The sequence below is a fragment of the Caballeronia sp. HLA56 genome (assembly GCF_054655155.1).
The window spans coordinates 12,799-30,479 of sequence record NZ_BAAHOB010000004.1 but is presented as its reverse complement, the minus strand read 5'-3'; the positions used below and the strand labels follow the sequence as shown (position 1 = coordinate 30,479).

General features: G+C 59.3%; 17 protein-coding genes and 4 pseudogenes. 8 read left to right on the top strand and 13 right to left on the bottom strand.

The features are described from left to right. Window positions 1–27: 27 nt before the first annotated feature. Entirely contained in the window at window positions 28–1,047 is a 1,020-nt protein-coding gene (locus ACYQ47_RS16125; protein WP_459905958.1) for an IS110 family RNA-guided transposase, read from the bottom strand. Between the two features lie 77 nt (window positions 1,048–1,124). Between ACYQ47_RS16125 and ACYQ47_RS16120 the strand changes: the two are divergent. Continuing rightward, window positions 1,125–1,751 (top strand): annotated as a pseudogene (locus ACYQ47_RS16120) (IS66 family transposase); the annotation flags it as partial. 210 nt (window positions 1,752–1,961) lie between these two features. Here ACYQ47_RS16120 and ACYQ47_RS16115 read toward each other — a convergent pair. Both ACYQ47_RS16115 and ACYQ47_RS16110 read right to left on the bottom strand, forming a co-directional pair. Next, complete coding sequence (locus tag ACYQ47_RS16115) at window positions 1,962–2,366, bottom strand: hypothetical protein (RefSeq protein ID WP_459905957.1); 405 nt, start codon at window positions 2,364–2,366, stop codon at window positions 1,962–1,964. A gap of 66 nt (window positions 2,367–2,432) precedes the next feature. Then, window positions 2,433–3,323, bottom strand: coding sequence for a carotenoid oxygenase family protein (locus ACYQ47_RS16110; RefSeq protein WP_459905956.1), 891 nt, complete (start codon window positions 3,321–3,323; stop codon window positions 2,433–2,435). A gap of 215 nt (window positions 3,324–3,538) precedes the next feature. On the opposite strand from ACYQ47_RS16110, the gene istA reads away from it, so the two are divergent. Further along, window positions 3,539–5,053: an IS21 family transposase gene (istA, locus tag ACYQ47_RS16105; protein ID WP_459905955.1), complete on the top strand. Its 1,515-nt coding sequence runs from the start codon at window positions 3,539–3,541 to the stop codon at window positions 5,051–5,053. Beyond that, window positions 5,050–5,901, top strand: coding sequence for an IS21-like element helper ATPase IstB (gene istB, locus ACYQ47_RS16100; RefSeq protein ID WP_459905954.1), 852 nt, complete (start codon window positions 5,050–5,052; stop codon window positions 5,899–5,901). Before istA ends, istB begins: the two co-directional genes overlap by 4 nt. 223 nt (window positions 5,902–6,124) lie before the next feature. On the opposite strand, the gene ACYQ47_RS16095 is transcribed toward istB, so the two are convergent. Both ACYQ47_RS16095 and ACYQ47_RS16090 read right to left on the bottom strand, forming a co-directional pair. Further along, window positions 6,125–6,763 carry a carotenoid oxygenase family protein gene (locus ACYQ47_RS16095; RefSeq protein WP_459905952.1) on the bottom strand — a complete coding sequence of 213 codons (639 nt, stop codon included), beginning with the start codon at window positions 6,761–6,763 and terminating at the stop codon, window positions 6,125–6,127. Window positions 6,764–6,767: 4 nt separating this feature from the next. After that, window positions 6,768–7,397, bottom strand: coding sequence for a hypothetical protein (locus ACYQ47_RS16090; RefSeq protein WP_459905951.1), 630 nt, complete (start codon window positions 7,395–7,397; stop codon window positions 6,768–6,770). Window positions 7,398–7,543: 146 nt separating this feature from the next. Between ACYQ47_RS16090 and ACYQ47_RS16085 the strand changes: the two genes are divergently transcribed. Next, on the top strand, window positions 7,544–8,131 hold the full coding sequence (locus tag ACYQ47_RS16085; protein WP_459905950.1) for a TetR/AcrR family transcriptional regulator: 588 nt from the start codon (window positions 7,544–7,546) through the stop codon (window positions 8,129–8,131). 709 nt (window positions 8,132–8,840) lie between these two features. On the opposite strand, the gene ACYQ47_RS16080 is transcribed toward ACYQ47_RS16085, so the two are convergent. Both ACYQ47_RS16080 and ACYQ47_RS16075 read right to left on the bottom strand, forming a co-directional pair. Beyond that, entirely contained in the window at window positions 8,841–9,383 is a 543-nt protein-coding gene (locus tag ACYQ47_RS16080) for a carbonic anhydrase (RefSeq protein WP_459905949.1), read from the bottom strand. Window positions 9,384–9,499: 116 nt separating this feature from the next. Beyond that, window positions 9,500–10,487: pseudogene (locus tag ACYQ47_RS16075) on the bottom strand (nitrilase-related carbon-nitrogen hydrolase). Between the two features lie 217 nt (window positions 10,488–10,704). On the opposite strand from ACYQ47_RS16075, the gene ACYQ47_RS16070 reads away from it, so the two are divergent. Then, window positions 10,705–11,661: a GlxA family transcriptional regulator gene (locus ACYQ47_RS16070; RefSeq protein ID WP_459905948.1), complete on the top strand. Its 957-nt coding sequence runs from the start codon at window positions 10,705–10,707 to the stop codon at window positions 11,659–11,661. Between the two features lie 278 nt (window positions 11,662–11,939). Here ACYQ47_RS16070 and ACYQ47_RS16065 read toward each other — a convergent pair whose 3' ends face one another. The 4 genes and pseudogenes from ACYQ47_RS16065 to ACYQ47_RS16050 all read right to left on the bottom strand — a co-directional run bounded on the left by ACYQ47_RS16065 (window position 11,940) and on the right by ACYQ47_RS16050 (window position 15,009). Next, window positions 11,940–12,299 (bottom strand): hypothetical protein, encoded by a 360-nt coding sequence (locus ACYQ47_RS16065; protein WP_459905947.1) that lies wholly within the window; start codon window positions 12,297–12,299, stop codon window positions 11,940–11,942. Window positions 12,300–12,727: 428 nt separating this feature from the next. After that, a protein-coding gene (locus tag ACYQ47_RS16060; RefSeq protein ID WP_459905946.1) for an IS3 family transposase occupies window positions 12,728–13,914 on the bottom strand; the annotation gives its coding sequence in 2 pieces (ribosomal slippage) (window positions 12,728–13,620 and window positions 13,620–13,914; 1,188 coding nt in all). A gap of 64 nt (window positions 13,915–13,978) precedes the next feature. Continuing rightward, window positions 13,979–14,494 (bottom strand): annotated as a pseudogene (locus ACYQ47_RS16055) (transposase); the annotation flags it as partial. 116 nt (window positions 14,495–14,610) lie between these two features. Further along, a complete protein-coding gene (locus ACYQ47_RS16050) occupies window positions 14,611–15,009 on the bottom strand; it encodes a helix-turn-helix domain-containing protein (protein ID WP_459905945.1) in 399 nt (132 codons plus the stop codon). Between the two features lie 141 nt (window positions 15,010–15,150). Here ACYQ47_RS16050 and ACYQ47_RS16045 point away from each other — a divergent pair. Next, a pseudogene (locus tag ACYQ47_RS16045) lies at window positions 15,151–15,297 on the top strand (transposase); the annotation flags it as partial. Next, the gene (locus ACYQ47_RS16040; protein WP_459906500.1) at window positions 15,263–15,847 is read left to right on the top strand and encodes a TniQ family protein; all 585 of its coding nucleotides are present in this window, start codon (window positions 15,263–15,265) and stop codon (window positions 15,845–15,847) included. The pseudogene ACYQ47_RS16045 and the gene ACYQ47_RS16040, both read left to right, overlap by 35 nt. A 117-nt stretch (window positions 15,848–15,964) precedes the next feature. Here the strand turns inward: ACYQ47_RS16040 and ACYQ47_RS16035 are convergent, their stop codons facing one another. After that, the gene (locus tag ACYQ47_RS16035; RefSeq protein WP_459905944.1) at window positions 15,965–16,159 is read right to left on the bottom strand and encodes a CsbD family protein; all 195 of its coding nucleotides are present in this window, start codon (window positions 16,157–16,159) and stop codon (window positions 15,965–15,967) included. 310 nt (window positions 16,160–16,469) lie between these two features. Between ACYQ47_RS16035 and ACYQ47_RS16030 the strand changes: the two genes are divergently transcribed. Beyond that, on the top strand, window positions 16,470–16,688 hold the full coding sequence (locus tag ACYQ47_RS16030) for a hypothetical protein (RefSeq protein ID WP_459905943.1): 219 nt from the start codon (window positions 16,470–16,472) through the stop codon (window positions 16,686–16,688). A gap of 83 nt (window positions 16,689–16,771) precedes the next feature. On the opposite strand, the gene ACYQ47_RS16025 is transcribed toward ACYQ47_RS16030, so the two are convergent. Then, window positions 16,772–17,674, bottom strand: a complete 903-nt coding sequence (locus tag ACYQ47_RS16025; RefSeq protein WP_459905942.1) for a tyrosine-type recombinase/integrase — start codon at window positions 17,672–17,674, stop codon at window positions 16,772–16,774. Window positions 17,675–17,681 lie beyond the last annotated feature (7 nt).

Sequence of the window (17,681 nt, the reverse complement as noted above, 5' to 3'; positions counted from 1 at the left end):
AAACCTCACTTTCCGATGGGATAGCGGTCATGCCGGTTTGGCACTCACATATCCTCGTTGAAACGGACGGTCGTGAGCCAGCACCGCCCAGATTGTTCGCGCCATCTTGTTCGCCAGCGCGACGATTACTACGTTCCAGCACCGACGCTTCTTTAACTGTTGGGCCCACGGCCCGGGGTCTCTGGCGTTCGTCATGACACTACGCGCGCCGTGGATCAGCAGCGTTCGTAAATAGGCATCCCCTCGCTTGCTGATTCCATGCAGATTTGTCTTTCCGCCCGAACCGGTCTGCTTCGGCACCAGTCCAAGCCATGCAGCAAACTCACGACCGGATTTGAAGGCTTTGGCGTCGCCCATCATGGCAACGGTGGCCGTCGCGGTTAGTAATCCCACGCCGGGAATTTCGCTAATGGCTTTTACTGCGGAGTCATCTTTTTTCCACGCGCGCATACGGCGCTCGATCCCTTCAATTGCCTCATCCAGTTGTTGTATGCGATTCCACTGCTCGCGCAAGGTGTCGATGAGGACGGCGGGAAGCCGCTCGGCAACCCGCGCAAGCACGTCAGCTATTGCACTTACCATCCCGGCACGCTTTCGCCCCATGACCTCGCCAAACTCGGCCAGCATGCCACGCAACCCGTTTATTTGCATCGTGCGGAATTCGACCAGTTGCTGCCGAGCCCGGTGCAAGGCCAACATAGCCTGTTGTATTTCAGTTTTGATAGCAACGGGTTTGCTGGGCTGTTGTACGGCAAACCAGATCGCCCGTGCGTCGGCCGCGTCATTCTTGTTGCGAATGTTGAACGCCTTTACGAACTCCGCCGGTAGCAACTTCACCTGATGCCCTATCTTTGAGAGCTCTCTCGCCCAGTGGTGGGCTCCGCCGCATGCTTCCATCCCGATCAAGCAAGGCGCCCGATTTGCAAAGTGCTCGAGCAACTGCGCGCGTTTGACGGGCTTGTTCACGATCTCGCCCGTCTCCTGGTCAATGTAGTGCAATTGCATCACATTTTTGGCAATGTCGATCCCAACGGGCGTGAGAGTCATGGTCGTTTCTCCAGGTTGGCTTTGGGAGACTCCATCATCTTCCGATTTAACGATGGGTGGGAGGCGCTCATTCCATTGGCTACGAGCCCTACAACGACATTGCCCGGCGTCACCAGCTCGTGCACCTTGGATGCTGGGTTCACCTGAGACGGTACTTCGTCAAAGCAGAGGACAGCGTACCAAAGGCTGCCCGAACGCCCGATCTGTTGGCGACGCGCTTCATCAAATTGATCGGCAAGCTGTTCGCGGCCGAGGCGCGCAGTACGACGTGGACCTCACGACGACGACAGCGGTTGCGACGACGATACAGCGCGCGCGTACTCAATGCCATCCACGCGCTGATGCTCGAGCAATCGCCCGGCGTCGTACCGAAAAGCCTGCTCGGCAAGGGACTGACTTACCTGCGCGCGCAGTGGCCCAAGCTCATTCGTTACGTCGAGAACGGCGACTGGCCTATCTCGAACAACGCTGTTGAAAATGCGATTCGACCATTCTGCGTGGGGCGCCGCGGATGGCTGTTCTCGGACACCGTCGGAGGCGCGAACGCGAGCGCCAATCTCTACACGCTCGTCGAAACCTGCAAAGCAAACAGCATCGATCCCTACCAGTACCTCACCTGGATGTTCCAGCGCCTGCCTCTGGCGAAGACCGTCGACGACTACGAAGCGTTGCTTCCCTGGAAAATGCCGGCCGACCTCCGCTGACCCGCATCACTACCACACCTCACGCGCTCCGCCACCTTACTCTGAGGGGCGTCGTTCGTGGATCGCATACGATATATCGATATCGCTTGAGGCCGTTTGGCAGGCTATCTTAAGCCGGACGTATCCTGCTGTTGCCGGCGTTGCTTTCGAGGCATAAAGACTGCCGAATACGACAAGGAAGGTGGGGCATGGTGGAAACCTTCTACAGATTTATGTGTAAAGGCTGGCGCGTCGCCCACTTTTCGCCCGACCCCAGATCTCGTCATCTGTGAGGGTCGTCTCGACGAACTCGATCGGCATGCTCGCATTGTCAATCACCGCGACACGATATTGGTCGATCGGTTCGTACGGGCCGAGCAGAACGATGTGACCTTCGATCGCCCTACTCAGATCATTTACCTTGTATGCCACGTGCGGCTGTTCTCGAAGTAGCGGATGTATCGGCGAGCCAGGTTCATACCGATGCCACTGTACCGGCACGGGGCCACTCAGGTCATCCGTCGTGTACATCTTTACCTTCGCAGCATATCGATCCCCCGGCCGCCGCTCCGTAGTGGGGATGCCAATATGGTGCAATGTGTAGATCACACCCTCACGGCGCAGTGTTGTGGTCATCGTCGTTTTTCTCGCAAGTATGTCCTGCCCGTCGCTGTGCATCGGGTTCGAAAAAGACAGCTTGGGTCAGGCCAATGACGCAGGAATCCACGATCCATGCAGCCCGGCCGGCACGCGCCGAGGCAGTTCGATCACGGCGAGCGGTTCGCGATCGAGCTGCCGCGCGTCGAGAAGCACGAAACGTCCGGCGCTGCTACCCAGCTCATGTACGAACGTCACGATGAACCCGTCCTCTTCACGCCGGCCGTGCGGGTTAGCAACAAACACCGGTTCAGAAACCGTCTCGCTGGGCGCGAATTGGTGGATCGTCTTGCTTCCGGTGACGAGATCGTAGCGTGCGATTGCCTCGAACGCACCGATCTGCCGCGTTTCGCCGGGCCGCGGCATGCGCAGCCCTACGTATCCGTACCGCGCGCGTCGTCCAAGATACGCGTCGTTGACCCGTCCGAACTCGCACGGCTGGTCGTCGATCGCCTCGTCGTGCACTACGCCCCTGGCGATGTCGATTACCAGCCGGTGAAGCTCCAGCCGCTTCGAATGGCCCGTCAAAGAGAAAGAGTCATACCACGGCAGGACAGCTTCGATCCGATCGCCGTCCGCAAATGCATTGATCGTATGCCAGTGGAAGAACGGCGGTGCATCGATCCAGCGGATCTGCTCCGCGCGCTGCGCGTCGCGCGGAATCAGCGCAACCTTGGCGCCGCGCTCCGGCTCCCACAATCCAGGAGGGCCGTGCCGCGACCAATCGAAGACGAACGGACACACGAACACGACCAGATGCCTGTGGGTCAGCGCGACATCATGCACGATAGCCGCCCACGGTGCCTGGAAAGGAACGACGCGATCGATCTGTCCGGACCGGCTCGCCCGCATGTAAGTCAACATGCCATTGCTCAGGTCGTATGAAACCGCCAGCAATTCGCCGGTGACCGGATCGGTTTTCGGATGCGCGGACATCACGCCAGGCAAATTGCTGCCGCGCGTCAAACAAGGTGAGAGCAGCGCGTCAATCAGGATGAGAGTACTGGCGTTGCGGCAGCGGTGGAGGGCGTAGCCCGGAACCGCTGCCGCAACGCCGCGCCGAGGAGTCTGCCCCGCTGCCGGGGTGCCTTATTGGTGGTCGCGGTAAATCGGGTATGAACAGCTCTTTCGTGTAGCGAACGGAGGCTGCGTTGCCCGGCCGACACATCAACGACCATCAGATGAGGCTCTACATGAAGTACAGACTCAAGGAAGGACCGGCTCAAGCGGCTGCGCGCGCCGGGTTCAGCGCCGCCACGGGTTATCGCATCGATCAGGACCGGCGATTGCCATCACAGAAGAAGGCGCCACGTGCGCGTCGTCGTCCGGATCCTTTGGCAGCGATTTTCGATACCGAGATCGTGCCGCTGCTCCAGTCCGCTCCCGGCATTCGACCGATAGCCGTGCTGGACGAAATGCTTCGGCGCCATCCCGACCTCCCGGGCAACGTGCGCCGCACTCTGGAGCGCCGTATTCGCGACTGGCGTGCACTCCACGGCGAGGAGCATGACGTTATGTTCCGTCAGGTACACGAACCCGGGCGTCTCGGGTTGTCCGACTTCACCGAGATGGACAGCCTAAGCATCACCGTGGCGGGCGTCGCGCTTGACCACCGCCTCTATCACTTCCGGCTTGCCTGCTCGGGCTTCGAGCACGCTCACGTCATTCTCGGCGGCGAGAGCTATGTCGCCCTGGCTGAAGGGCTTCAGAATGCCATCTGGGCACTCGGAGGCGCGCCGCGCGAGCACCGCAGCGACAGTTTGTCGGCGGCGTTCCGCAATCTCGATGCTGACGCGCGCAAGGATCTGACCACGCGTTACGATGCTCTGTGCGCCCACTACGGCATGCAGCCCACACGCAACAACCGTGGCGTTGCCCACGAGAACGGCTCTATCGAGAGCCCTCATGGCCACCTCAAGAGCGCGGTGCGTGATGCGTTGCTTCTGCGCGGCAGTCACGACTTCGAGAATCTCGGTTCTTATCGCCGCTTCATCGACGAGATTGTCGGTCGAATCAACGCGCGCAACGGCAAACGCATCGAACTCGAGCGGGCACTCCTTCAGCCGCTTCCGGTCCAGCGTACGTGTGATTACGAGGAAACGCGCGTGTACGTCACAACCACCTGCGGCTTCGTCCTGCGCAAGGTGTTTTATACCGTCCCGTCACGGTTGATCGGCCATCACCTGCGCGTACGCCTGTACGACGACCGGCTGGAACTGTTTCTGGGCGGCACAGCCCTCATGACACTGCAGCGCGGCCGCGCGGGTCCCAACGGCAAGCACGGCCATGTCATCAACTACCGGCACGTCATCCACGCGCTGCGCCGCAAGCCCATGGCGCTGCTCAACCTGGTCTACCGCGATCAGATCTTTCCGCGCGAGGCGTATCGACTGACCTTCGATCGCCTGCTTGAGGAGCTCCCGCAGCGCCAGGCATGCAGGACCATGGTTGAACTGCTCGGCCTCGCCCACGAGCACAACTGCGAAGCGCAACTGGTTCAGGCTCTGCAGCAGTGCTTGGACGATGGACACTTACCCGACTTGGACGCATTGTGTTCTCGTTTCGAAGCGAAGCGCACGAACAGCATGCCGGAAGTAAATGTCCAACTGGCACCGCTGAGCGACTACGAAGCCCTGCTTGATATGGTAACGGAGGTGACGGCATGAGTCTCGACATCGATGCTACCCGCCTGTCGCTGCTGCTCAACGATTTGCGGTTGCCCGCCATCAAGCAGATCTGGTCCAGCTTTGCCGAGCGCTCCGACACGGAAGGCTGGCCGGCAGCGCGCCTGCTGATGGCGCTGGCCGAACACGAGATCGCCGAGCGCGATCGACGCCGGGTCGAACGTCACCTCAGGGACGCCAAGCTCCTGCCGGGCAAGACATTGGAGAACTTCGATTTCGACGCGGTGCCAATGGTGTCGCGCGCGCACGTCTCGGCGCTTTGCGCGGGCGACGGCTGGTTGAGGAACGGCACCAACCTGATTCTTCTGGGGCCGAGCGGCGGGGGCAAATCGCACTTGTCGTCGGCGATCGGACTGAGCCTGCTGGAGAAGGGCTGGAAGGTCCTCTTCGCTCGCACTACCGACCTCGTGCAACGGTTGCAGGTCGCGCGCCGCGAGCTCGCACTTGAGTCCGCCATCAATCGGCTGGATCGCTTCGACTTGGTCATCCTGGACGATTTCGCCTATGTCAGCAAGGATCAAGCAGAGACGTCGGTGCTGTTCGAGCTCATCAGCGCCCGGTATGAGCACCGTTCCCTTTGCATAACGGCCAACCAGCCGTTTGGCGAATGGGACAAGGTTTTCCCCGACAGAGCCATGACGGTGGCCGCCGTCGACCGGCTGGTCCACCACTCGACCATCTTCGAGCTGAACGTCGAAAGCTACCGTCGCCGAACTGCCCTGCAGCGCAAGCAGCAGAGGCCGGGGCGCCCGGCCAGTAGAGCGACACCAAAGAACATTGGCGTGCCACCGACACAGGAGGATCAGCACGGCATCAACTTCACCGAATGACCCGCTATTCTCATCCTGATTGACGCGCGGTTGTACATCCTGATTGTCGCGCTGGCAGAGTAACTGCGACGTCACCATTACACAGCAATCCTCAGCTACCAAGGGCTTCAGATTGATTGTCGCGCTACACCCACTTGCCCGCGTCAATCAACGCCGCGCGTCAATCAACAAACGCTTGCCAGCGTCAATCAACATCGGCATCATCAATTCTGCCGCGACATTCTCAACTTGATTGTCGCGCGTCTCTCATCCGGATTGTCGCGCCACACAAATTGCCCTGGTAATCGAACCGCCCCAACGTGCCGATGCCACTATCAAGCTCATACGGCTTGCCACCCTCGTACAGCGCCAGATACCGGCCGCCGTGATGAATGATGTTCGTATTCGCGAGATTCGCGTGCGGCGGCGGACTGAACGTCGAATTGTAGAGCCGGTGTCCGGCCCGCTGTTCCGCACGCAACTCATCAGTTGCGACCCAGCGGTTTCGGTATCGCGCACGTCCGTCCTCGAGAAATATCGCGTGGATCATGCCAGTACCGTCGAACGGATACGCATAGTGCGCATCGGGTTCAAAGCGCGGATTCGGCCCGTTGCGCATGAACACGCCGTTCAGGCCGGCGGGAATCTCGCCCCGAACCTGCAGGTCTGCGTCGTCGCGCTCATCGAATACCGGCTCGAATGCGCCGCTTAACGCCGGATTGTCGCTGTGCCAAGGTGCCCCAACGGGCGGTTCGCCCCCGGCATCGGAGGTTGTTGCGAACGCTGGCGGTGTCCCAAGACTTCCGGCAGCCATCAAGCCGACCCCGACCGAAAGGAATGCGCGCCGGCTCAGCCTATCTTTTGTCATGTCGTATTTTCCCATTTGATTAACGGCCCGGGACGGCGTTACGTTCCCGCTCTGGATACCAGCCCGTGAACTTGACCGCTCCCACCAGCGCCAACACCGTCGCGACGATCGAGACTGAGCGGGGCAACGCGGGCAGATACGTCAGCGCGACATCAGCGATCACCATGATGGCGAACGCCGCAGCCCATGCAGCCGTAATCACGTAGTTGGTCCGCATGAACGCCGGGCTCTCCCATAGATCGGATGACACCTCTTCTCGGGCGTATTGCAGCGTGAATGGACGTCGCATCGCGATCGACGCGAGGACGATCAGCAGCAGACCGGTGTCCACACGCAGGCGGACCGCGGCAATCGACCATTCCGTCGCGCCTGGCAACAGCGCGATAAGCGTCAATCCAGCGAACAGAATGAAGTTGCCGATTTCGAGCACCTTTACCTTTCGCGTGGGGCTCACCATGTCCCGCAACAGCAGTAGCGCGGATACGATTGCGCCGGCTGCGAGGCCCGCCGGCACGCCAATTGTGCGCTCGATAACTACGAATGCCAGGAACGGCGAAAAGGCCAGCAAAATTCCCATGTCAACCTCCGTTGATTCACAACCGACGATGATGTCATTAATGTTTCCGATGGAAAGATTTTGACTGGACACGAAAAATCCGTCAATATATTTTTACACTGGAAACATTCAAAAGCTGAATGACTGAGTCAATCGCATCCCGCGCCGCCTCGGCTGGCGCCCGTCCTCGCCGTGCTGACAAGGCACGTCCCTATCATCACGGTTCGCTACCCGAAGCCATGTTGCAGGCGGCCGAGACCGTATTGAAACGGGACGGGCTGCGTGGGCTAACGCTTCGCGCGATTGCCCGGGAGGCCGGCGTATCGCACACAGCCCCTCAACACCATTTCGGCGATACCGCAGGAGTGCTGAGCGAGCTGGCCGCGGCCGGGCACAGACGGCTTGCCAACGAGATAGAGGAACAGGCGCGGAGCGCAGCGCCAGGCAAGCCGAGGCGCAAGGCGACCGCGCACGGCTACATCGACTTTGCGATCGGACATCCAGACCTCTTCAGACTCATGTCCCGCAACGAACTGCTGGATTCCGAGCGACGATCGCTCGTCGAAGCGCGGCAGATCTCTGCGCGTGCGTTGGCAGGTGTATTCGACGCGGTGACGAAACCTCAGCAGGAAGCGGGACCATTCGCCGGAATCGGCACCGCTCAGGCGATCGCCATTACCGCTGCGTGGGCCTACGTACACGGACTCGCGACCTTGCTGGTCGACCACCGGCTGGATAGCGTAGCGCGCGCGGCACCGGACTTCGGCGACGCGCGCGCGCTGGTGGAAGCGGCCATCGACGGCATGAAAATAGTCCCGGATGTTTGAAACCGTATTCAACGCCTGCCCACACGCGTTGTCGTTGGCTCGTGAGCCTTTGGTCGAGGGCAGGCGTCGAACAAATCTAAACGGGGGCATCGGGTAGTACTAAAGCATCAGAATGTCTGCTGATGACGTCCGTTACCTGAGCGAAGCGGTCGCACGAATGTCTGATAGTGCCTATGGGCGAACGACTCATCGTGGGCCGATTGCCGACGGCCAGGGGCGGTGGCCCTCGCAAGCGCCAAAATCATTTCGCAATAGTCGGCGCCGTGTTGGGCAGGGCCGAGCAACCTCTTGGGGCCGGCCGCGCATGCGAGTCACGCTTTTCCGGCGCAACTGCGATAGATTTAATACGGTCTGCGGGTGCTGAGCCCGGCCCCTCCTGCACTAGCGACTCCCACATAAAGTTTACTTGCATGATTCCGACGTCGAAGTCCGATCGACCGTTGCTGATCACATAGCGGACCGCGCGATACGCGATCGTCGAAGATTCATAGGCGTGCGCAGACGAGCGCCGCCTCAGACCCGTAGCTGACGGTCGAGCCCTCGTTGTTCCAACGACATGTATTAGAGCGCAGCGGTCATTCCGTGCAGTCAGTCGTGAGCGAGGGTGGCTGACCGTCAAATCAGCGGCGCTTCGCTCGTCGACGTGTGGGACAGTGGTGAGCGTTCAGGAAAAGCCGGACGAACTTCCGACTCCTATGTCCAGCGAGTCTCAGCCTGCCGTCTCACGCAAAGGCGCGGGAGGTACCACGGTCTTGATGAGACCTGTTTTGACGTCGTACACCAGCCCCGACACGATCAGGTTATCGGGAAGATCTTTGTTCGCGCGGAGTGCCGCGACATCGAGTGCTGCCGCCTCGTACGGTTCCGTGATAGCGAGTTCATCGAGCGCGTCTGTCTCGACGCCAAGATGCTTCGCGAGCAACGCAGGCGCATGCTTGTGACAGCCGATGATCCCGCAATCGGTGTGCTGCAGCAGGACGAGATTGCGCGCACCATCCGGGCGTCCTGCCGCTTTCGCGACGACGCTCAGGACTGCCAGCGTTTCTAGCAGGTTTTTGTTGACCCGGCCACCGACATTGCGAATCACGGCCGCCTCGCCCTGCTTCAAACCCAGCACATTGACGGGATCGACGCGCGGGTCGACACAACCGACAACCACCGTTCCCGTCGACGGCATCATCTTCAGTTCGGGCGCGAACGCGGTGTTCGCGAAGTCGGCGTTACGCTCTAGCATCACATCGTTGAAGTCCATTTTGCTTGCTCCTGCGTTGTTGGCACGAAGTGGCCTGGTTGAATCTCATGTGCCTGGCGCATCGCATTCGCGCGATGCGCACTCGACGAAGGTATCTCGCGATTTCACACGCGACTTCAGACGAGCTCTTCCAGATCGCTGACGGGCTCTTCACCCGGCGCGCGCACCGATCGCTCGATGACGTGCAGCTTCGGTGTGCGGTCGATTACGAGGCCAAGCACGTCGGGACGGCTGTAGTGACCACGCGAGTCCATCATGCGTTTGCGCTTGTCGATCTGCCAGAAATCCAGATCGGCGATGATCTCGCCCTCTCCTTTACGCAGCGGCGCGCCACCCATGTACTCGCCCTCCGGCGAAACGATGGCGGTAAAACAGCCGCTGGAGATCGGGCCAATCTGGGTTGTATTGGTATCGTTCAGAATCTGTCCTTGCTGTTCGGGCGTCAGCCAGGCGGTCGCGTTGACCACGAAGGCACCCGCCTCCAGCGCATGCTGGCGGATATTCACGGAAATCTGCTCCGAGAAAAGATCGCCGGCGAACGAACCCGGATACATGGCCGAATGGATTTCCTCACCATCGACCATCAGCGCGTAGCGAGCGAGCGGGTTGTAGTGCTCCCAGCACGCCAGCTGGCCGACTCGGCCCACCGCCGTATCGACAGCGCGCAGGCCCGAGCCATCGCCCATCCCCCAGATCATTCGCTCGTGATAAGTTGGCGAAAGCTTCCGGCGGCGCTGCACGAGCGTGCCATCGGCATTCGAACAGGAGTTGCGTGTTGTAGAGCGTGCCGCCGTCGCGTTCATTGACGCCAATCGACACCACCATTCCGGCCTGGCGTGCCGCTTCGCCAATGGCGCGAGTCGTATCCGACGGAACCGTCACGGCCTGCTCGAGCAGCTTGTAATGCTCGGCACCCATTGCAAATGGCGATTCGATGAACGAGAAGTACGGATAATAGGGAACGACAGTCTCGGGGAACGTCGCGAACTGGACGCCCTGTTTGCCAAGTTCCAGGATTTTCTTGACGACTTTATCGACGGTGCCTTCACGGCTATAGAGGACAGGCGCAATCTGGACAGCTGCGGCGCGGATGATTTTCGACATGATGAGGTTCCTTTCGCTGGTGCGAGACGGATAAGAGAAGTGCTTGTACCTTAACGTCGCGGGCCATTACGAACCATGTCGTTGTTGCCACCATTCATGACATGCGCCGCCTTGGCGCAGTAAGCTCACCACTCAGATTCATCAGTCCGCTATCTGGGAATTCCACCCGGACGGCGTTCATTCACGCCACGTTGATATTGCAGACGGTAGATCAGATATGCACCGGATTGGCTTCTTAGTGCCGAAAAGATTTCAGATGATGAGCATCGCGGCTCTGACGGTGTTCGAAATCGCGAATATGCCGCCGAGAGGCCCTTGCTACGAGATCCATCTGCTGTCCGAACACGGTGGTCCTGTTGTCTCTTCGGGTGGCATGACACTGGAAACGGAGGCGTTCGGCGATCCCGCATTCGACACGGTCATCGTGGGCTCGATCACTGCAATGAAAATGCCGACCTCCGACGCGCCTGTGGTTGCATTCGTCAGAGAGGCTGCCAAGGTATCCAGACGGATAAGCTCGATCTGTAGTGGCGCATTCGTCCTGGCCGAGGCAGGAATGCTGGAAGGCAGACGCGCAACCATGCATTGGGCTCACGCGGCCGAATTCAGAGCGCGCTTCCCGAATGTCCGCACCGAAGAAGACCGCATATTTGTCAATGACGGTCCGTTCTGGACGTCGGCGGGAATGACAGCGGGAATCGACCTCGCCCTGGCGTTGCTCGACAACGATCTCGGCCCCGACGCCGCAAAAATGGTGGCCCGACTGCTTGTCATGAACCAGCGTCGACTGGGTGGTCAGCTGCAGCATTCCGCACTGCTGGACATGACGCCGAAATCCGATCGGATCGAATTGGTCCTCGCGCACATTCGCCGCAACCTGCGCAATCCACTCACCATCGAAGAGCTTGCGGAAGTGGCGAACTTGAGTCCTCGCCAGTTCAGCCGCGCGTTCGTCGCCGAGACGGGTCAGTCACCGGCCAAAGCTGTCGAACAACTTCGTCTGGAAGCAGCCAGATTCATGATCGAGCAAGGACGCCACACGATTAACGTGGTGGCGCAGGAAACGGGTTTCGCGGACCGTGAACGGATGCGTCGCGCGTTCGTCCGAACGTATGGCGTACCCGCCGATATCCTGCGCAGAAGCGCCCGGTCGGAATCCGCCACCGGCAACTGAAGTCCCCCGGTGTGGCGAGCCTGACCCACGCACGGCCGATCCAAAGATGGCCGATGTCCGGGCGGAGGAGACGGTGAAATGTCAGCGTCGCAGCGACGGCGAGCGACTGCTCCTGGCCGATAGCACCAGTTCAACATACGCCTGAAGGAGCGATTTTTGAATTTCTTAACCGCCGCCGCGCAAGTGGCCGAAACTTCTACTACTGCGCGGATCTGGCGGGTCGATCGGCTCATTGCCCACCAAAAAGCGCTCTTTCGGCGTCGCCTGCGACTACTTCTTCAGCTTGAAATCCTCGAATAGTTCCGGCTTTGCTCCGATTCGACCGCAATGATGTCGGCGACAAAATGCGCGTTCCGCTTGCCGCAATTGCCCTGCCATTCGAGCCGCGCGTAAATGTTGTACACGGCCATGTTCCCGACCTTCGCAACCTCAATGAAACGGTGCTTTTCGCGTGTCTTAACGGCAGCAACAACCGAGGTGATGCTGATTCCGACTATCTCGGCTATCACAACCTGAGAAACCGCAATTGCGTTCGTGCGCGTCATGCATCGGGTAAAGAACATCAGCGTCGCCATCATGCGCGGCTTCGGCCAGCCGCTCAGCCGTTCGATGTAACGCACACGGGGCGTGATGCTCACAGCGAACCCGCGTCGCAAAGCGGCTTTTTCTCGCTCTGTCTGCCTCGCTGATCGTTCGCCCAGTTGGTGAACAGACGCGGCGCGTTGTCGTCGGCCCGGGCCAAAACGCTTACGAATTCCTAGCAGTATGCAGCGCGTTGCGGTCCGACGAACGAACCCATGGTCTCCCGGTGATTCTTTGCTCCGCTGCAAGGGGCATTCGAGCCGAAGGCTTAGCCAACGTTGTCTTAGAAAAACCCCTTTCAATTAAAACGTTAGTCGAGCATATCCGCTTGCTTTCGCGCCGTCCGTCGAGTAATTGAAATTTTCTTCAAGGTTCGACGCGCTGCAGAAATCGACGCGAACTCAAGCATATCAGTGTCATTCGATTTCAGACGACATTCAATATTCTCGTCGAATGATCCTGCCTCGTTTCCACGTACAGCAAGTCATGCAGCGATCATCCTAGCCTCGTAATCGACGGGAGTGGAGAAATCGATAGAGGTGTGCAGGCGTTGTCGATTGTAGTAGCCCTCGATCCAGTCGACGATATCCAGACGAGCCTGCGCGCGCGTTTCGTAGCGAACCTGATAGATTCGCTCGACTTTCAGGGTTTTGAAGAAGCTTTCCATTGCCGCGTTGTCCCATGCATTAGCGCGACGGCTCATCGAAACGTTCATCTTGAAGTCAGCGGCCAGTTTTCGGTACGCCCGGCTTGCATATTGACTTCCGCGATCGGAATGTAGCAACAACCCCAGCGCGGGCTTACGGTGCCAGCACGCGCTGCGCAGTGCCTGGCAGACCAGTTCCGCGTTGATGCGCTCTGAAATTGACCAACCTACGATGCGTCGGCTTGCCAGATCCAGAATGGCAGCTAGGTATAGCCAACCTTCGCCGGTCCTGATGAACGTGATGTCGCTGACCCAAGCCTGATCGGGCTGCCAGCCGTCAAAACGACGATCAAGCAGGTTGGGGGCAACCGGTAAGCGGTGTGTCGAATCCGTCGTCACCCGATACGGGCGTTTATAGACCGGCCGCAGCCCTAGGCGTTGCAGACTACGGCGTACGCGTTCGGCGCTCGCCGGCTGGCCCTGGATCCTTAATTGCCTTACGATCCGAGGACGGCCGTAGCTGCCACGACTGGCCCGGTGAATCGCTGCCACCTCCCGATCAAGCGCGGCGTTGGCCTGCGCTCGCTGACTTGGCACGCGCTTACGCCACTGGCAATATCCGCTGCGCGACACCGTCAAGACGTGACACAGCCGAGTAACACTGTACTGGCCGCGGTGCTCGTCGATCCATGCGTACTTCACCGCGACCCCTTCACGAAGTACGCCGTCGCTTTTCGAAGGATCTCGATATCGAGTCTCGCACTGGCGAGCTCTTTCCGAAGTCGGCTGTTCTCCGCCTCAAGTTCGTTGATCGGGCGCGTCGATCGCGTGCTCTTCACTTCGTGACTGTCGACTTCGCCGATACTTTTAGCATTGCGACTGCGTCGACTCCAATTGCCCAAGGTTGCTACGGGCACCCCAAGCCTACGCGCGGCTTCGTGCTGCCCAACTGATTCGGCAAGCCTAATGGCCTCGACCTTGAACTCGTCTGTGTACTGCCGCTTTGGCACTAGCTTCTCTGACATTAGAACCTCCGTACAAACAGGAATTAGCAAATTTCTGCTGTACGTGAAATCGAGGCATGGTCAGGCTTTGCCAGGCGAGCGCTTCAGCCATGACTTCGTCGGTGACCGAGCTGATGAAATCGGGCGAAACCTCGGTGCCATAGGCTTCGGCCAGAAACGCCTGGATCTCGCGCACACTCATGCCGCGCGCGTACATGGCGATGATGCGCTCGTCGAAACCGGTAAAACGGCGCTCGTGTTTCGGAATCAGGATGGGTTCAAAACTGCCGTCACGATCACGCGGCAGATCGACCCTGAGCGGGCCATAATCGGTGATGAGCGTCTTGCCGCTGGCGCCGTTACGTTCGTTGTCCTGGCCGTCGGGTTTCGGCTGCCCCGCCAGGTAGCCCAGATGCATCTTCATCTCGGCGCCCATCGCGCGCTCGATGAGTGCCTTGTTGAACGCCAGCATCAGGTCCTGGACCTCGGTGGGCGTCATCGGGCCTTTGACCAGGTCATCCAGCAGACCTTCCGGAAGGGCAGGTAGCGGCCCTCGGGCCGCTGCCTGAGAAGCGACGGTGCGTTTCTTCTTCATCGGCATATCCATGACTTTTACCTCACCTCTCATAATATGCCTCGCCCACAGAATTACGGATAGGTCCCCGGCTGCAGCACGCGCTCAATCATTTCAGAGGGCGCTTGACGAACGCGGGCATATCACTTTCTCACCAACTGATAACCAAGCCCAAGGTCGTGCGTCAACTGCCAGATATAGACCCGCGAGTAGCGCACGCCGAACTCATTTGCAATAAGTTCCCGCACTCTGGCGTTTGTCCACGAGTCGGAGTCAAAGCCATAGCTCACCGCGGAGCCATTCACGGCGGCGACTATCCATTGCAGGGCCTTCTGATCAAGCGCAGATATTCTACCCCCTGCTTGCAGCTGGCGCAGGGCGTCGAGTCCCCCTTTGCTTATCAGTGTCTGATATCGCTTAACCGTGATTCGCGCCATATGAAGCTGCGTTGCGACCTCGTCAACAGTTAGTCCGTCGAGGAGTAATTGCCCGGCATGCAGCCGACGGGAAACGCTGGGCAGTTTTTCCGGTGGCGTACGCATTATCTTTTCCGCAATGTAGGATGCAGATATATTACTTCCATTCCTGCTTCAGAGAGAGGTGCCCCCGAAATCTGGACAGCCGGTTAGGTGGAATCGCTTAGTTCTGAAAATAGGCATAATGCCTACAAAGGAAATCAAACGATAACGAAGAGAACCCGGCGCACGCACTCAGCGGCGTTCAAGGCGAAGGTGGCACTGGCAGCCGTACGCGTCGAGCGCACGCTGGCAGAATTGGCACAGGAGTCTAAGGTTCATCCGAACCACATCACAGAATGGAAGCGGCAGCTGCAATGACCCGCGTCCGTGGCCGGTTGCGCCTCGCCCGTTCGCCGATGAGGCTTTCGAAAGCTGGCTGGGACGTGTCGCCAGTCGCTATCAGCTGAGCGTCGCTCAGATATGGGAGGTTCATTGGCTAGGCGAATTCCCTACTCTGAGTAACACCGGCTGGGTTCTGTTTCCTCCGTTATCGGAGGGTGCGCTCCTCACACAATCAAGTATCGCCCGTCTGGACCCTCACCGACTCGCGCAGATCCAGACCCCGTCCAAATGGATGTCAGACCGTCCGCACCTGCTCTACTGCTTTCGATGTCTTGTGCTCAATCCCGTTGATATAGCCGCCCCTCGTTGGAAGCGTATATGGCTCGACACTGATATCGCCGCATGCGAGGTGCACGGGACAACACTCGAGCAGTTTTCAACAGCAATCGCTCGGCGAGCACGAAACATGGATCGACTGCTTACTTATACGCAAATACCGGCAGAAGCTGCAAATCCCCTGACCTACGGTGTATTAGCAGAATTTGTGCACCCAGTAAGAATTAAAGCACCTCAACAATAAGCACGGACGATCCACTTGGAGATCGCTGCAAACGCGCCCCGTGCCTGTCGGGCGCCGCGATGAACAACGCCCGCGAAATTGAGACGGGCGTTCATCCGTCCTAGACCTGAAAATCCATTACGGCTTTGACGCATCGTCGGCCGCGTCCTTCAGATCCTCTTTGGCGTCGCCTAAATCCTTGCGCACTTCGCCTGCTGCTTGCTGTGCGTCGCCCTTCGCTTCCTGGGCTGGATCGTTCGTCATTTTGCCAACGCCCTCATTGATCTTGCCCTTTACCTTCTCCCCAACTCCCTTGACCTGGTCTTCATTCATGGCATCGCTCCTTTTCGCCGGCAACATGCGGGCATCCACTCTACGCAAGGACGGTGCCTTCTCACTTTCCAACCTCAAGTTTTGATGACGATATCCGCGACGTCGGTACCAGCTGTTTAAGCAGGTGAAGCTTCTCTTCGAAGCGGCCCACCCGTCTCAATAGCGCGCCCGGCGAAACCATGTAGTTAGCTTTGAAAGCGCCAGCTGAAAAATCCTGGCTAATAGATGAATAAATTGACGACTGAAGCTTTAAGTCGAAATCAGATAGCGGGCGCGGTCAATGCTGGTTAGACCAAAAGGTGCCTTCGACATGAACGTTACGATTACAGCCCATCAAGCGGCCAGTACAGGTGATCCTGACCGCCACGGATTCCGATTCTGCGCAGACGACGGCGACAACAGTTTCCACGAAGGATTCGTCACGCTGCGCACCGCGCGCGTTATTGCGCTCGAGTTATCGAGTCTCACTGGTTTGGACGCCATGATGCACGCGTTGTTGCAATCCTTCCCGCCGAGTACGACTCCTTGATCGGAGTCTGGTACCACGATTAATGAAGCGCTCAAAGTCGGACGCTACTTCTGGCAATCAAATCTGCCTAACACCTTGCGCGCTCACTCGTCATCATCGGCGTAATAGCGGGCCGCCGCCTCAAGCATGCGCCGCTTCTCTGCTTTGACGTAGATCGACGTAGTTTGTAGCGAGGCGTGACCAAGGATCGACTGCACAACATCGGTGGGCATATCCCGCGCGACGGCGCGCGTGCCAAAGGTATGGCGAAACGCATGTGCCGAGGTGTTGACCAGTTGCACCAGGTCCTCGGTGCTCATCGCACTTAGCGACGCGGGGTCGGCTCGAAGCTCAGCCACCAGTCGCCGGACGGCCATGCGCACCAGCCGCCCTAGCGCGTCCGGCGTGTAGGCCACGTCATGGTCGTCAGTGGCATGCCGATTCTGTGCCGTGTTAGTTTCCGGAATCCAGAGTGGCGCAATCAGCGGCCCGTGCGCCTGACTCTCAAAATTGCGATCGCTGTCGACCCAATGGGCGCGCAGTGCATCAAGCGTGGCGCTGCTCACCGGCACGGTGCGCTGCTTGCGCCGCTTCCCAACAATTGTCAGGGTCCAGACGGTTCGAGGACGCGAGCCAGATGCTTCACCTGCCGCAGGCGCGTCGCCTGATGCGCGTCGCGCTGAGGTCGGTGATTCGCTTCTGACGTCAGAAGCGCGCAAATCTTCACGCCTTGCTTGAGCGGCTTCGACTCGACGCAGCCCGGAGTCACCCATCAAAAGAATCGCCGCGCGCGCCGCCCGCCATTGAGGCGCTGCTTCTTGCTGCTCACGCGCCCGCGCCTGCTTGGCTAAACGTTCCGACGATTGTCCCGTCGCCGCCGGTGTCGAAGATGCCGAGGCCACACAACGGGCGTCGAGGAGCCTTCGTACGCGCGTCCAGAGATCGGCGGTAAGTGCACGGTGAACCTGCACAGCGGACTCGCGGATCACCGTCGCCGGCTCATGCACGGCGCTC